Here is a 14,062-nt window from a genome sequence, read left to right as displayed (position 1 = left end):
GTTTCTATGGTAGGCTGCTCAAGAAAAACAACCCGGGCAATCATGTCTACTTCCTTTCATTTGTGGAAAAGCTATATTCATAGATTCCGTTTATAGACGGCCACTCCATAATGAATCGGAGGTTTTGACATTGTCCACTTCTTCCTTACCTCATCGGGATTTTGCTCCCGAGCTGCTTGAAAGGGTCATTCACCGCGTCGGCACGGTCATTGTCGGCAAAGAGGAACAAATCCGGCTGACGCTGATGTCGATGCTCTGCGGCGGGCATCTGCTGCTTGAGGACATTCCCGGCGTCGGCAAAACGATGCTGGTCCGCTCGCTGGCGGCCTGTCTCGGCGCGGGCTTCGGGCGAATCCAATTTACGTACGACCTCATGCCGGCGGACATCACGGGAACGTCGGTATTCCGCCAGCAAAGCGGCGAATTCGAATACCGTCCGGGTCCCCTCATGAACAATCTGGTGCTGGCCGACGAGTTGAACCGGGCTTCGCCCCGGACGCAATCGGCGCTGCTTGAAGCGATGGAGGAACGAAAAGTAACGGTGGACGGCCATACGCATCTCTTGCCTCGTCCGTTTTTGCTGCTCGCGACCCAAAATCCGCTGGAGTTCGAAGGAACCTACCGTCTTCCCGAAGCGCAGCTTGACCGTTTCCTTATGCGGATTCAGCTCGGATACCCGGATCCGGACCAGGAGATCGAGCTGCTGACGCGAATGGCCGGGAACGACCCGCTGGACCGGATCAAGCCGGTGATGCTGGCCGAAGAGATGGTCCACATGCAGCGGGAGGCCAAAAGCGTCTTCGTGGACGACGCGATCAAGCTGATGCTGGTCCAGACTGCGGACGCTTCGAGACGGCATGCGAAGCTTCAGCTCGGCATCAGCCCGCGCGGGACGCTTGCATGGATGCAGGCTTCGCAGGCTGCCGCCTACATGTCCGGCCGTTCCTACGTCATCCCCGACGACGTGAAGCATGTGGCGGTGCCGGTGCTTGCCCACAGGCTGGTGCTCAGCCATGAGGCCGTGCTCTCCGGGACGCAAAGCGAGGACGTCGTGAGGGAGCTGTTATCCGGCCTGACGATGCCGGTCGCCGCCCGCAAAGGAGCAAAGCCATGAAAAGGCGGATTGCAGAGTGGTCGGCCGGGGTTTGCGTGTTCGGCGCGTTATGCGCCTTGTATGTTTGGCATGGGGGAGCCTCCGCGCTGTATTTGATGCTGCTCGCGGGGTGGGTCGTGTCGTCCGGCATCCTGCTGCAATGGCTCGGGCCGAGGAACGTAACGGTCCAGCGCCGGATGTCCGCCCCCGTCGTGACGTCCGGAGAAACCGCTGTCATGGAGGTGGAGATCGGGTTCCGATCGTTTCTCCCCGTGCCTTGGCTTGCCGTCGAAGACTATTACACCGGCGGCAGCAGCCGGCAGATCCTGTTCCCGGGATTCCGGCGCCGCCTGGCATATCGCTGCGAGCTGCGCAGCCTGCCGCGCGGCGTATATTCCTTCGATGCCTGCCGGCTGGAATGGGGCGGGCTTTTCGGCTGGTTTAAAGGGGAGCGGGTGCTAAAATCGGAGGGAAACCTCCTGGTGCTGCCCAAGCCGCTGCCCGTCGCCGGCTTGTCGGAATCCCCGGCCGCCGAGGCTTATGGGGCGGCGCAGCCGGCCCAAACGATGGAACGGAGGCAGGGCGTCAAAGGCCCTGAGGTTAGGCCCTACTTGCCGACGGATCCCATGAACCGGATCCATTGGAAAAGTTATGCCAAACGCGGCAGCCTGGACACTTTTTTGCCGGAAGACGAACGCGATCCGCATTGTCTCGTTGTTCTGGACCGTTCCTACGCCGGATATGTTGCGTGGGAAGGAACGGACGAGGAGCGGGTGAAACGGGCAAAGCGGGATTTTGAGCAGGCGGTATCGGCTGCGGCCGGCATCGTCAGCGAGATGAGGCGTTCCGGAGCCAAAGGCAAGCTGGTCTGCGGCGCATCGGACCCGCTCGCGTCGTTTGCCGCCGCACCGGCGGAGGAACGGATTTCAGGCAGCGGCGGTTATTCGCGCATGCTTGCCGCCCTGTCTTCGGTTGAACTGGCCGAGGGCCCGGCCTTGGGCTCCTTGCTGGAAACGGAACTCAGGCATGCGGCCCCCGGGACGCGAGTCCTGCTCATCACCGGGACGCTCAGCGAGCCAACGTCCGAGGCGGCAGCCCGGCTGCTGGCAAGGGGCGTCCAGGTTCATTTGTATTGCACGGCCCTGAATGCCGGGATGGAGGAGGCTGACGGGAAACGCGAGAAGCGTGCAGGGAAATCTTCGGCTTTTGCGGCGGCCGTTCGCCTTTCCCGGTTGGGTGCCGGAATCTATGCCGTTCATTCCGAAGGCGTGACGAAGGTCGGCTTGACCGGTCCGTTTCGCGCCGGAGAGGGGGCGGTGTAAATGGAAACCGGCAAAGATCCTTTATGGTTCCGGCTCGCCATCTCCGCTCTCTTGATGGGGTTGTTCATGGAATGGATCGTTCCGCTGCAACCGCTGGATGTGCTGTCCGTCAGCCGGGAATGGTTCGGCGTCATGTACGGCTTTACGGCCATGCTTTTGCTGCTCGGGGCCTTTTGTCCACGGCTGCCCCTTTTGGCGCCTTTGTACGGACTTTGCACGCTTCTTTTTTGGGCGGATGTCATCGCAAAAAGCGGGGAGAAAGCTGGCCTGGCTTCCATGTTATCCGTGCTGCGCCAAGATGCCGAACAGCTTGCCGCTACCTTCAGATTTTCGGCATTAAGCCAAGATGCGCGCATGCTCGTGCTCATGGTCGGCTGGGCGCTGCTGGTCTATTCGGTCCAATCCTTGGCCTTGCTCCGAAGCAGCATCCTCCTGTTCGCGGGAGCCACGCTGCTGTATTTGTTCTGCCTTGAAACGCTGCTCGGCCTGTCCGTGTATGGAGACGTGGTCCGGACCAGCGCCTTGCTGCTTCTGCTGCAGGGCATGGTTCATTTCTCGCGTTTAAGGGAACGTTCGCTTCCTGGCAGCCGCCGCATGGCGAAACCGGAGTACGGTCGATGGGGGGCCTCCCTTGCCGCGGTCGTGCTGACGGTCGTTGCCGGCAGCTGGATGCTGGGGAGCCTGGCGGAGCCGAAGCCGGCTGCGGGTTTTTCGCTCCAGCAAGCCGCGAACCGTCTGGCGAATTGGGTTCAATCCGAATATGGGTATGGGGCCAAAGAAGCGGCGGCGGTGACGGGCTATAATTTATCCGGCGAAGAGGAGGACATGGGCCTTCCGCTTCAGCAAAGCAGCCGGATCTATTTCACGGCCCAAACCCCGGTTCCGACCTATTGGCGCGGCGAAACCTTCAGCGAATATAATGGAAGGAAATGGTCGGAGCCCGGCGCTGACGTCAAAACGGGGTATGCCCCCGGCGTGATCGCGGAGCAAGGGGGAGACGCTTCGGCAGGGCTGGCGACAATCACCCAGCATGTCTCGTTCGAGCAACCACTGCGGCAAAGCTTTCCGTTGTTTGGCGGGGGCAGGGTCGCCGAAATCGTGGACATGCGGCTGTCCCCGGGAGGTTCGGCGCTGCCTGCCGCCATCGAAAGAAACGTTGGCGCCGGCACGGTCAAAGTCGTGCTCGACGGAGGGCAGCCGCAAATTGAAGGGTATACCGTGAAAGTCGCCATACCGGACAAAAACCCCGAGCGGCTGAAACGGGAGTCGGGCCCGGATCCGCTCGCCGTACGCGAACGGTATTTGCAGCTTCCCGAGGAGCTGCCGCAGCGGGTGAAGGATCTGGCGAAGGAAATGACGGCTGGGGCCGGCAGCCGTTACGACCGGGTTCAAGCGGTCCTGAATTACTTGAAGGAGCACGAAAAGTATACGCTGGACACGAGGGTTCCCCCGGCCGGCACGGATTTCGTCGATGACTTCCTCTTCGAGACCCGTGCCGGATACTGCAATCATTTTTCGACCGCCATGGCCGTGCTTTTGCGTAGCGAGGGCATCCCGGCGCGGTACGTGAAGGGATTTGCGCCGGGAAAACAAGAAGTCGGCCAAGAGGGCACGTATCTGGTCAGCGAAGGCGATGCGCATTCCTGGGTGGAGGTTTATTTTCCGGAGTCCGGCTGGATTCCGTTCGATCCTACGCCAGGCTTTGCGTTGACCGGCGGCGCGTCGGAAACGGCAGCGGCGTTCCGTCCGGCCGCGGCAGACGGGCATGTTCTGAAAGCGTTGGCGGGCACGGCCGTTGACGGTTTGCGTTCGACGCTGGCTTTCATGCTCCGTCACGCGGCATGGTTCGCCGTCGGAGCCGCTTTGGCGGGAGCGCTTGCCCTGGCGGTAGTCTGGGCGCTGCCATGGCTGGGGCTTTTGCCTCTATGGCTTCGCCTTTACGCGACCCGACGGCGGTTTCCGGGAAGAAACGAGCTGATCCAAAGCGCGCGCCCTGTCTGGCGGGCCCTGGCGCGCCGCTTCGGCGCCGCCCCCGCAGGCTGCACGGTCCGGGAGTATATACGGTCCCTCCCTGTTGAACAAGACGAAATACGCAGGATGTTGTACGATTTTGCCGCCGATTGGGAAATGATAGCTTATGACGAAGGTCCGATGGAACGGGGCAGATGCATCGCCTATTTGCGCCGCTGCCTCCGGATCTCCAAAAAAGTGGCATAAGCTTGCCGCCCCGGTTTCCTTGACGGTATGAATTATCGTTGCGTATAATTAATTTCAACAATTGAGGGAGGCACGTTCATGAACAAACCAAATGAAATCATCGTCGTCTTGGACTTCGGTGGACAATACAATCAACTTATTGCACGACGCATTCGCGATTTGGGAGTATACAGCGAACTGCTGCCATACAATACGCCGATCGACAAAATCCGCGAGATCTCCCCGAAAGGGATCGTTTTTTCCGGCGGACCGATGAGCGTATATGCTGAAGACGCACCCCATGTGGATCCGGCGATTTATGACCTGGGCGTACCGATCTTCGGCATTTGCTACGGCATGCAGCTGATGGCCCATCAGCTGAACGGCAAAGTGGAGCGCGCGGCCAAACGCGAATACGGCAAAGCGGACCTGGAATTCAATCCGGGCACGACTTTGATCAAAGGTCTGGATGCCAAACAAACCGTATGGATGAGCCACGGGGACCATGTCGTCGAGCTGCCTGAAGGCTTCAAGCTCGATGCAGGCACGGAATCGGCGCCGATTGCGGCGATGAGCAACCTGGACAAGCAGCTGTACGCGGTTCAGTTCCATCCGGAGGTACGCCACTCCGTGAACGGCAACGAAATGATCCGCAACTTCCTGTACGAAGTGTGCCATTGCGAAGGCAACTGGAGCATGGAAACCTTCATTGAAGACGCGGTGCGCGACATCCGCGAACAGGTCGGAGACCGCAAAGTGCTTTGCGCGCTCAGCGGCGGGGTAGATTCTTCCGTCGTGGCCATGCTCGTCCACAAAGCGATCGGCGACCAGCTGACATGCATGTTCATCGATCACGGTTTGCTGCGTAAGGGCGAAGCCGAAAGCGTCATGGAAACCTTTGTCGGCAAATTCGACATGAAAGTCGTCAAAATCGACGCCCGCGACCGTTTCCTCGGCAAATTGGCCGGTGTGGAAGATCCGGAGAAAAAACGGAAAATCATCGGCAACGAATTCATTTACGTCTTTGACGAAGAATCCGCCAAGTTCGACGACTTCGATTTCCTTGCCCAAGGCACGCTGTATACGGATATCGTCGAAAGCGGCACGGCGACGGCGCAAACGATCAAATCGCACCACAACGTCGGCGGCTTGCCTGAAGACATGAAGTTCAAGCTGATCGAACCGCTGAAAACTCTGTTTAAAGACGAAGTGCGCAAGGTCGGTTTGGAATGCGGCCTGCCGGAAGCCATCGTATGGCGCCAGCCGTTCCCGGGTCCTGGACTTGCGATCCGCGTGCTCGGCGAAGTAACGGAAGAGAAGCTTACGATCGTGCGCGATTCCGACTACATTTTGCGCGAAGAAATCGCCAAAGCCGGTCTGGACCGCGAAATCTGGCAGTACTTCACGGCATTGCCTAACATGAAGAGCGTTGGGGTCATGGGCGATGCGCGTACGTACTCCTACACCGTCGGCATCCGCGCCGTAACGTCCATCGACGGCATGACCGCGGACTGGGCGCGCATTCCTTGGGACGTGCTCGAGAAAATCTCGGTGCGCATCGTGAACGAGGTGGAGAACGTCAACCGCGTCGTGTACGACATTACCTCCAAGCCGCCTGCAACGATCGAATGGGAGTAAGCCGGGTAAATGTCCGTCCATGCTTGTCCCCCCTTGGAAGTAAGAGGGGACGGCATGACGGTACAGCTGTTTTTTACCTGCGGGCGATCATCTGAAACAACAACTCTCTTTTATCTGCTTTTTTTGGCAAATAAAAGGGAGTTTTTTTATCGTTCAGGTTCATGCGTTTTTTTCCGCTTTGAAAGGGTTAAGATATATTTGACATTTTGAAAAAATACATAAAAATTGAGGTTTGATTTACATGCTTGCAGCCCTTGGACTGACTTCTCTTGCGTTGTTTATGGTGTTCCTGGCCTTTTATTTGACGGACCCGAGACGAATGTTAATTTTTGACCGCATATTTGCTGTATCAATTGAACAGACCTAAATATCATCAGGATTTTATTATCGTTCTTGGCAGTGGATTGATTAACGACAAGGTACCGCCGCTTTTGGCCAGCAGAATTCAAAAAGCCATTGATTTTTACCGGAAGCAAGCGGCGGCGGCTTTTCCGCCGACGATCATTTTTTCAGGCGGAAAAGGCTCGGACGAGAATATTTCAGAGGCGGAAGCGATGCAAAAATTTGCGCTCGAGCGCGGCATTCCTTTGGAGCACACGATAACGGAAACGGAATCGGTAAATACATACCAGAATATGCTTTTTTCGAAACGAATCATGGAGTCGATAAAGGGACGCGAATATAACAGCATTTTTACGACGAACAATTTCCACTTGTTCAGAGCCAGCTTGTACGCGAAAAAGGTAGGTTTGAAGAGCCAGGGAATCGGTTCGAAAACAGCGTTTTATTACTGGCCGAATGCCATGATCCGCGAATACATCGCCATCGTCGTCATGCAGCGGAAACGTCATACTCTTGTGGCGGGGAGCATTTTCGGGGTTTCGCTCCTCGTTACCCTTATTTATTTGTTCATTGGATAATCGGTTCGAAAAGTCATTCATCGTTTACGGCGAATGGCTTTTTCTTTTTGCTTTTTCTGCCGCGCGAGGCTTTACATGGCAAAGCTCCCTCAAAGCAGCTGGACTTATGCATGTCCTGTCTACCTTAAGGGAGCGTCACTTGGGCATGCCGCCGGTTATTCGCCGTTTTCGCGCTCGTTTTGTTCGTCCGTCATCAAATCTTCGGCCGGATAGTCCCGGCCCGAACCTTCATGGAGCTGCAGGTTTTCGTAACCGTACGGGCGCGGGCCGTTTTGGCCTTTTCCCCAAGGGGCGCTTTTGCCGATCGATTCGGCTTCCAGGCCCGAGCCGTAAGGGCCCTCCGGAAACTCCTCGGCCGTCAGGTCGTTGCGCTGGGACTCGACGTTGGAGAAGTCGCTGTATTCGGGTTCGGATTTCGATGTCGTCATGTTCTTTCGCACCTGCCTTTCGATGTATAAAAAGTAATGTCTCCGCCGCGCGGAGATTTCATCCCTTTTCTTCGGGGCATTCGGCGATTCCGCAACCGATTTCGTTGAATTTTATCATTTCCTTCCTTTCCTCCTATTGTTTATCCTATATAATGGGCTTATGTTAGGAATTGCAAATTACAGGCGTACGCGAGAGGGGAGAGGTTTAAGGCATGGTAACGAAAGAGCTGCTGGAGACGCCCTGCATCCTGATCGATGAACAGGTTATGCAGCGCAATATCGGCCGCATGGCCGACATCGCCGCGCGGAACGGGGTACAACTTCGCCCGCATATCAAAACCCACAAAGTTCCCGAGTTTGCGCTCAGACAGCTTGCTGCGGGGGCATCCGGCATCACGGCGGCCAAAGTGGGGGAAGCGGAGATGATGGCGGCACACGGCATTGACGATATTTTTATCGCCTACCCGATCGTATCCCCGTCCAAAATCAAGCGGATCCTTGCTTTGGCGGAAAAAATCCGCATGATCGTCGGCGTCGAAAGCATCGAAGGCGCACGGAATCTCTCCCAAGAGGCTGCGCAGGCGGGAATCACCTTGTCGGTCCGGCTTGAAATCGACACGGGGCTGGCGCGCACGGGGGTGCGTCCGGATGAGGCCGTAGAGCTGGCCAAACAGATTGCGGAGCTGCCGGGGCTCGATTTGAGCGGTATTTTTACGTTTAAAGGCGCGGTGTTCGAAGGGGCAGGGACGCTGGACCTCGAAGCGGCAGGAAAGGAAGAAGGACGCATCATGGTCGAAACGGCCGAAAGGCTGCGCGCCGCGGGCATCGCCATCCGGGACGTCAGCGTCGGCTCCACGCCAACCGCTCCTTATGCGGCAGCCGTGGAGGGCATCACGGAAGTGCGGCCCGGCACCTATATTTTTTATGACCGGATGCTCGCCGTGATGGGAGCCTGCTCGAAAGAAGATTGGGCGGCCAAAGTATTGGTTACGGTTGTAAGCGTTCCCGCGGAAGATCGGCTTGTCGTAGACGGCGGCAGCAAAACCTTTGCGACCGACGTGCAGCCCGGGCAACCGCCGCTGCATTTGAAAGGTTTTGGCGAAATCGTCGGCCATCCGGATGCCGTATTCGAAAAAATGAATGAAGAGCATGGCATGATCCGAACGCAAGGCCCGCACGGCCTGCATGTCGGCGACGTTCTCGAAATAGTCCCGAACCATATTTGTTCGACGGTTAATTTGCATAACGAAGTTTTTGCTTCGAAAGACGGCAGCATTCGGGCCATCCCGGTCTTGGCAAGAGGGAGACTGGCCTAGCGCAGCGGGAGGGAGAAGAAGATGCTTGATATCGTCATCGAAAACGGAAGGATTGTGGACGGCAGCGGAAATCCGTGGTATTTTGGACAGCTGGGCGTCAAGGATGGGATTATCACGCATGTCGGCAGAACCGACGCCGAAGCTTTGGAGCGGATCGACGCGCGCGGGCAGGTGGTAGCCCCCGGTTTTATCGACGGGCATTGCCATTCCGATTTGCTTGTTTTGGACCAGCCGGACAGCGAGTTCAAGATGCAGCAGGGCGTCACGACGGAAGTCGTCGGCAACTGCGGCCTGGCACCTGCCCCCTACGTGAAAAACCGGGCTGCCGAGCTGAAAAGCTATATCGAGCCCGTCATCGGACGCACGGATTGGCCCTGGCCTTGGGAAAGCATCGAGGAATACATGCAGCATTTGGCGAAGTCTCCCGCGTCCGAAAACGTCTCCACTTACGTGGCGCACGGCGCGCTTCGCATCTCCGTCATGGGGTTCGAAAACCGCCCGGCCACCAAGGACGAGCTCGACCGGATGAAACGGCTGCTGGAAAACGGCTTGAAGGCCGGTGCGATCGGCTTGTCCATCGGTCTGTTATACGCTCCGGGAAGTTATACGCCAAAAGAAGAGCTGGCTGAGCTGTGCAAGGTCGTTGCCGCGTACGGCGGCTTGTTCTCCACCCACATTCGCGGCGAAGGCAACAACCTGCTGGCATCCGTGCGCGAAGTGATCTGGATCGCGGAGCAAAGCGGCGTTTCGCTCCATGTCAGCCATTTGAAGGCAGCGGGCAGGATCAATTGGGGCCAAACCGGGGCCGCGATGGAGCTGATCGACGAAGCCAGAAGCCGCGGGATGGACGTCACTTGCGACGTGTACCCGTATTCCGCGGGCTCGACGACGCTGACGACGGTGCTCCCCCCATGGGTCCTCGAAGGCGGAATCGAAGCAACGCTGGAGCGGATCGCCGATCCGGCCATCCGGGCCCGAATCAAGCAGGAGCTCCGGGAAGAACAGACGACTTGGGACAACCTCGTGTGCTCGACCGGCTGGCAGAGCGTTTTCGTATCCTCCGTGCCGTCGGCGGCGGGCAAGCTGCTCGAAGGGAAGCATATGATGGAGATCGCCGAGCTGTGGGGCATGGATCCGGAGGATGCCGCGCTGGAGCTTTTGCTCAGGGAAAACGGACAGGTATCCATTGTTTATTTCCATATGTCCGAGGATGATGTGCGGGAGGTCATTCGCTACGACTATTCGCTGGTGGCGTCGGACAGCCTGGGCTGCGTCACCGGCAAACCGCATCCCCGTTCCTACGGCACATTTCCGAGGCTGTTCGCGGAGTATGTCCGAAAGAACAAAATACTTACGCTTGAGCAGGCGGTACGCAAAGTAACATCGTTCCCGGCCCAGCGGTTCAAGCTTGGCAAACGCGGGCTCCTCGTTCCGGGGTATGCCGCGGACATCGTCATTTTTGACCCGAACCGCATTTCCGACACGGCGACTTACCAGGACCCCATCCGGCATCCCGAGGGGATTTCCGCGGTGCTCGTCAACGGCCGCAAAACGATGGAGCATCGGCATCATACGCATGAACGGCCGGGCGTGTTTATCCCCGTGCAGCATTGCTGCCGGCATGAATTGGAACGGTAAATGCAAAACAGGTTCGTATCGAAGCACAAGCTAAATTTAAAAGGGAGATGACTATCATGGCAAAAATCGAAAAAATTCTCGAAGAAAAAGGGATCGTCTTAGAAAAGGTTCCGACTCCGGTAGCGGAATACGTTCCGGCCAAAACCGTAGGCAACCTCGTGTATACCTCCGGCAACGACTGCCGCGTCAACGGCAAGCTGAAATATACGGGGAAAGTGGGCAGCGACCTGACGGTGGAGCAGGGGTATGATGCGGCGCGCCAGGTGATGATCAACCTGATTTCCGTGTTGAAAGAGCATTTGGGCGATTTGGACCGGATCAAACAGGTGGTAAAAATGCTGGCCTTCGTCAATTCCGCGGACGGATTCGTCGAACAGCCGTACGTCATTAACGGGGCTTCCGAGCTTCTGGTCGAAATTTTCGGGGAAAAGGGCAAACACGCGCGTTCCGCGATTTCCGCGAATGAGCTGCCTTTTAATACGCCGGTAGAGATCGAATTGATCGTCGAAATCGAATAAAATTTAGATAAAAAATGTTAATTCCGAACAATGGACATTATTTGGCGATTTAATATTCGTTTTTTATATTGACAATTTTCGCGCGTCTCCCTAGAATAAATGATGTAAGAAACGACAATACATCATCATTTTTTTCGTATAATCCCGGGAATCGGCCCGGGAGTCTCTACGAGATCACCGTAATGATCTGGCTACGAAAAAGAAGGGATGCGGATAACCTGCATGCGCTTGGCACACCTTATGCGTAAGGCTGTTTGTCAGGACGTGCACGGGTAGCGATCTCTTCCTTTTGCATAATGCCTGCGGATCTGTAACGGTCTGCGGGCCTTTTTTTTGTCGTCCTGACACATTTTCTAAGGGGGATTCTGTAAAAATGGAGCGTTTCTTTAAGTTAAAGGAACACGGAACCAATGTAAGGACAGAAATCATTGCCGGTCTGACGACCTTTATGGCCATGGCGTACATCCTGTTCGTCAACGGGCTGTTTTTGGGCGAAGGCGGAGCCGGCATCCCGAATGAGGGAGTATTTTTTGCGACGGCTGTGGGAGCGGGCTTGGTAACGATCCTGATGGGATTATTCGTCAACATTCCGATCGCTTTGGCGCCGGGCATGGGGCTTAACGCTTATTTTATGACGGTGGTGCTCAGCTCGAACGGAGCGATCACTTGGCAGGCGGCGCTGGGCGCCGTATTTATCTCGGGTATCGTATTTCTCATTTTGACCGTGACGAAGGTTCGGCAGATGCTGATGACGGCCGTTCCGCAAAACCTGAAAAACGCGATTACGGTCGGCATCGGTTTGTTTATCGCGATCGTTGGCTTTAAGCTGAGCAACCTGATTTCCATTTCGGTCAACGCGGGCACGGATGCCAGCAAGCCGGTCGGCGGCGCGAACTTCAACTTGATGCTTAGCGACTTCTTTACGCATAAAGACGCTCTTCTTGCTTTGATCGGTCTGTTGTTTATCGCCGTCCTGATGGTGCTGCGAGTAAAAGGCGCCTTGCTCATCGGGATTGTCGTAACGACGTTGATCGGCATTCCGATGGGCGTGACGGACCTGAGCGGCCTGGCGCATGCCAATTGGATTCCTTCCTTTACGAATCTGGCCGTCGGCCAATTGGATCTTAAGGGCGCTCTTCACATCGGTTTGTTTGATATCGTATTTATTTTCACGTTTGTCGAATTGTTCGATACGTTCGGAACATTGGTCGGTACGGCGACTCGCGCTGGCCTGATGAAAAACAAGGAAAAAGGCGAAAAAACGATCGGGAAAGCCATGCTGGTCGATGCCGTTGGCGTCAGCGCAGGCGCGGTTTTGGGTACGAGCACGGTGACGGCTTTCGTCGAAAGCACCGCGGGCGTCGAAGCAGGCGGACGGACAGGTCTGACGGCGGTCACGACGGGCGTGCTGTTCATTTTGTCCCTGTTTATTGCTCCGCTTGCCCTGGTGGTTCCTTCGGCGGCAACGGCACCGGCGCTGATCGTGGTAGGCGTGCTTATGATGAGCCAAGTCCGGAACATCGAGTGGGATGATTTCTTTGAAGCTTTCCCTGCGTTTTTGACGATCATTTTGATGCCGTTCACCGGCGGGATTGCGAACGGTATTTCGGCCGGGATTTTGTCCTACGTCATTTTGGCGATCTTCGCGAACATCGGGATGAAGCGCAAAGTGAAAATCCATTGGCTGATGTGGGTGCTTGCGGTTATCGTTATTTTCCGTTTCGTGTTCCTGGGAACAGAATAAATATTATATAGTAGAAAAAGGGTTGCTTTCCTTCGAATGGAGAGCGGCCCTTTTGTTTGTTGTGCTGATCTTGCCGTTATCGAATGTCCTTTGGGTTTCTTTTCGATTGGCAGCAGCTTAAAAGGTTTACCTGGCTCATTGCCTCTGGCTTTGGACGTAACTAGGTGATGTCGGTTACCGCACGGTTTTGGAGAATGAAAAGTAAAACGAATCATTTATTTTTTAAAAAAAAGGTTGCATTATGTTTCTGTACATGGTATATTCTAATTCCGGCCAAGAAAACATGATGTTGCGAACCACGAAATGGGATGAACAACATTCATGAATTCGAAGCAAGCAGTGCTTCAAAAAAGATTTTAAAAAGAGCTTGCATAAAACAGTCGGACATGTTATAATATAAAAGTTGTCGCCGATAAGAACTTCGACGATGGCGAGTGAAGTTTGATCTTTGAAAACTGAACAACGAGTGAGATACAGGCTTTGCTTGCAAAGCCGATCGCGAAGCAAATCGGTCCAAGCCCTATGGCCGGATGATTTGTGGAGCACAAATGAGAATTAATATAATGAAATTTCCGATTAGGCTTTGCTCGATCGAAAAATTCATTATTTCTCGTCAGATTCAAAATGAGTCACAAACTTTCTTGGAGAGTTTGATCCTGGCTCAGGACGAACGCTGGCGGCGTGCCTAATACATGCAAGTCGAGCGGAGTTGATGGAGAGCTTGCTCTCCTGAGACTTAGCGGCGGACGGGTGAGTAACACGTAGGCAACCTGCCCGTAAGACCGGGATAACTACCGGAAACGGTAGCTAATACCGGATAATTTATCGCTTCGCATGGAGCGGTAATGAAAGACGGAGCAATCTGTCACTTACGGATGGGCCTGCGGCGCATTAGCTAGTTGGTGAGGTAACGGCTCACCAAGGCGACGATGCGTAGCCGACCTGAGAGGGTGAACGGCCACACTGGGACTGAGACACGGCCCAGACTCCTACGGGAGGCAGCAGTAGGGAATCTTCCGCAATGGGCGAAAGCCTGACGGAGCAACGCCGCGTGAGTGATGAAGGTTTTCGGATCGTAAAGCTCTGTTGCCAGGGAAGAACGTCGGGTAGAGTAACTGCTACCCGAGTGACGGTACCTGAGAAGAAAGCCCCGGCTAACTACGTGCCAGCAGCCGCGGTAATACGTAGGGGGCAAGCGTTGTCCGGAATTATTGGGCGTAAAGCGCGCGCAGGCGGTCACTTAAGTCTG

Annotated in this window: 9 protein-coding genes, 1 rRNA gene, 1 pseudogene and 1 riboswitch; of the genes and pseudogenes, 10 read left to right on the top strand and 1 reads right to left on the bottom strand. The window is 55.8% G+C overall.

The features are described from left to right. The first annotated feature begins 130 nt into the window (after window positions 1-130). The 5 genes and pseudogenes from AC27KL_RS00055 to AC27KL_RS00035 form a co-directional block, all read left to right on the top strand. Entirely contained in the window at window positions 131-1,114 is a 984-nt protein-coding gene (locus AC27KL_RS00055) for an AAA family ATPase (protein WP_487168372.1), read from the top strand. After that, a complete protein-coding gene (locus tag AC27KL_RS00050) occupies window positions 1,111-2,415 on the top strand; it encodes a DUF58 domain-containing protein (RefSeq protein WP_487168371.1) in 1,305 nt (434 codons plus the stop codon). Before AC27KL_RS00055 ends, AC27KL_RS00050 begins: the two co-directional genes overlap by 4 nt. Further along, on the top strand, window positions 2,416-4,632 hold the full coding sequence (locus AC27KL_RS00045) for a transglutaminase TgpA family protein (protein ID WP_487168370.1): 2,217 nt from the start codon (window positions 2,416-2,418) through the stop codon (window positions 4,630-4,632). A 78-nt stretch (window positions 4,633-4,710) separates the two neighbouring features. Further along, window positions 4,711-6,249 (top strand): glutamine-hydrolyzing GMP synthase, encoded by a 1,539-nt coding sequence (guaA, locus tag AC27KL_RS00040; protein ID WP_339323431.1) that lies wholly within the window; start codon window positions 4,711-4,713, stop codon window positions 6,247-6,249. Window positions 6,250-6,575: 326 nt separating this feature from the next. Beyond that, window positions 6,576-7,169, top strand: a pseudogene (locus tag AC27KL_RS00035) (YdcF family protein); the annotation flags it as partial. 155 nt (window positions 7,170-7,324) lie between these two features. On the opposite strand, the gene AC27KL_RS00030 reads toward AC27KL_RS00035, so the two are convergent. After that, window positions 7,325-7,597, bottom strand: coding sequence for a hypothetical protein (locus tag AC27KL_RS00030; RefSeq protein ID WP_212950109.1), 273 nt, complete (start codon window positions 7,595-7,597; stop codon window positions 7,325-7,327). A gap of 212 nt (window positions 7,598-7,809) precedes the next feature. Here AC27KL_RS00030 and AC27KL_RS00025 point away from each other — a divergent pair, with 212 nt between their 5' ends. From AC27KL_RS00025 to AC27KL_RS00005, 5 genes are all read left to right on the top strand, one after another. Next, window positions 7,810-8,913 (top strand): alanine racemase, encoded by a 1,104-nt coding sequence (locus tag AC27KL_RS00025; protein WP_487168369.1) that lies wholly within the window; start codon window positions 7,810-7,812, stop codon window positions 8,911-8,913. Window positions 8,914-8,934: 21 nt separating this feature from the next. After that, window positions 8,935-10,551 carry an N-acyl-D-amino-acid deacylase family protein gene (locus AC27KL_RS00020; protein ID WP_487168368.1) on the top strand — a complete coding sequence of 539 codons (1,617 nt, stop codon included), beginning with the start codon at window positions 8,935-8,937 and terminating at the stop codon, window positions 10,549-10,551. 56 nt (window positions 10,552-10,607) lie between these two features. Next, window positions 10,608-11,069 (top strand): RidA family protein, encoded by a 462-nt coding sequence (locus AC27KL_RS00015; protein ID WP_036707512.1) that lies wholly within the window; start codon window positions 10,608-10,610, stop codon window positions 11,067-11,069. Window positions 11,070-11,183: 114 nt separating this feature from the next. Continuing rightward, window positions 11,184-11,283: riboswitch (purine riboswitch) on the top strand. Window positions 11,284-11,442: 159 nt separating this feature from the next. Beyond that, a complete protein-coding gene (locus tag AC27KL_RS00010; protein ID WP_487168367.1) occupies window positions 11,443-12,813 on the top strand; it encodes an NCS2 family permease in 1,371 nt (456 codons plus the stop codon). Window positions 12,814-13,451: 638 nt separating this feature from the next. After that, window positions 13,452-14,062 (top strand): 16S ribosomal RNA (locus AC27KL_RS00005); the annotation flags it as partial.

The organism is Paenibacillus sp. YAE3, from assembly GCF_057546105.1.
This window is presented reverse-complemented; position numbering and strand designations above follow the sequence as displayed.

Coding starts and splice junctions, on each gene's coding strand:
- AC27KL_RS00050 (WP_487168371.1), top strand. CDS start 1,111: ATGAAAAGGCGGATTGCAGAGTGGTCGGCCGGGGTTTGCGTGTTCGGC.
- AC27KL_RS00020 (WP_487168368.1), top strand. CDS start 8,935: ATGCTTGATATCGTCATCGAAAACGGAAGGATTGTGGACGGCAGCGGA.
- AC27KL_RS00045 (WP_487168370.1), top strand. CDS start 2,416: ATGGAAACCGGCAAAGATCCTTTATGGTTCCGGCTCGCCATCTCCGCT.
- guaA (WP_339323431.1), top strand. CDS start 4,711: ATGAACAAACCAAATGAAATCATCGTCGTCTTGGACTTCGGTGGACAA.
- AC27KL_RS00030 (WP_212950109.1), bottom strand. CDS start 7,597: ATGACGACATCGAAATCCGAACCCGAATACAGCGACTTCTCCAACGTC.
- AC27KL_RS00015 (WP_036707512.1), top strand. CDS start 10,608: ATGGCAAAAATCGAAAAAATTCTCGAAGAAAAAGGGATCGTCTTAGAA.
- AC27KL_RS00025 (WP_487168369.1), top strand. CDS start 7,810: ATGGTAACGAAAGAGCTGCTGGAGACGCCCTGCATCCTGATCGATGAA.
- AC27KL_RS00010 (WP_487168367.1), top strand. CDS start 11,443: ATGGAGCGTTTCTTTAAGTTAAAGGAACACGGAACCAATGTAAGGACA.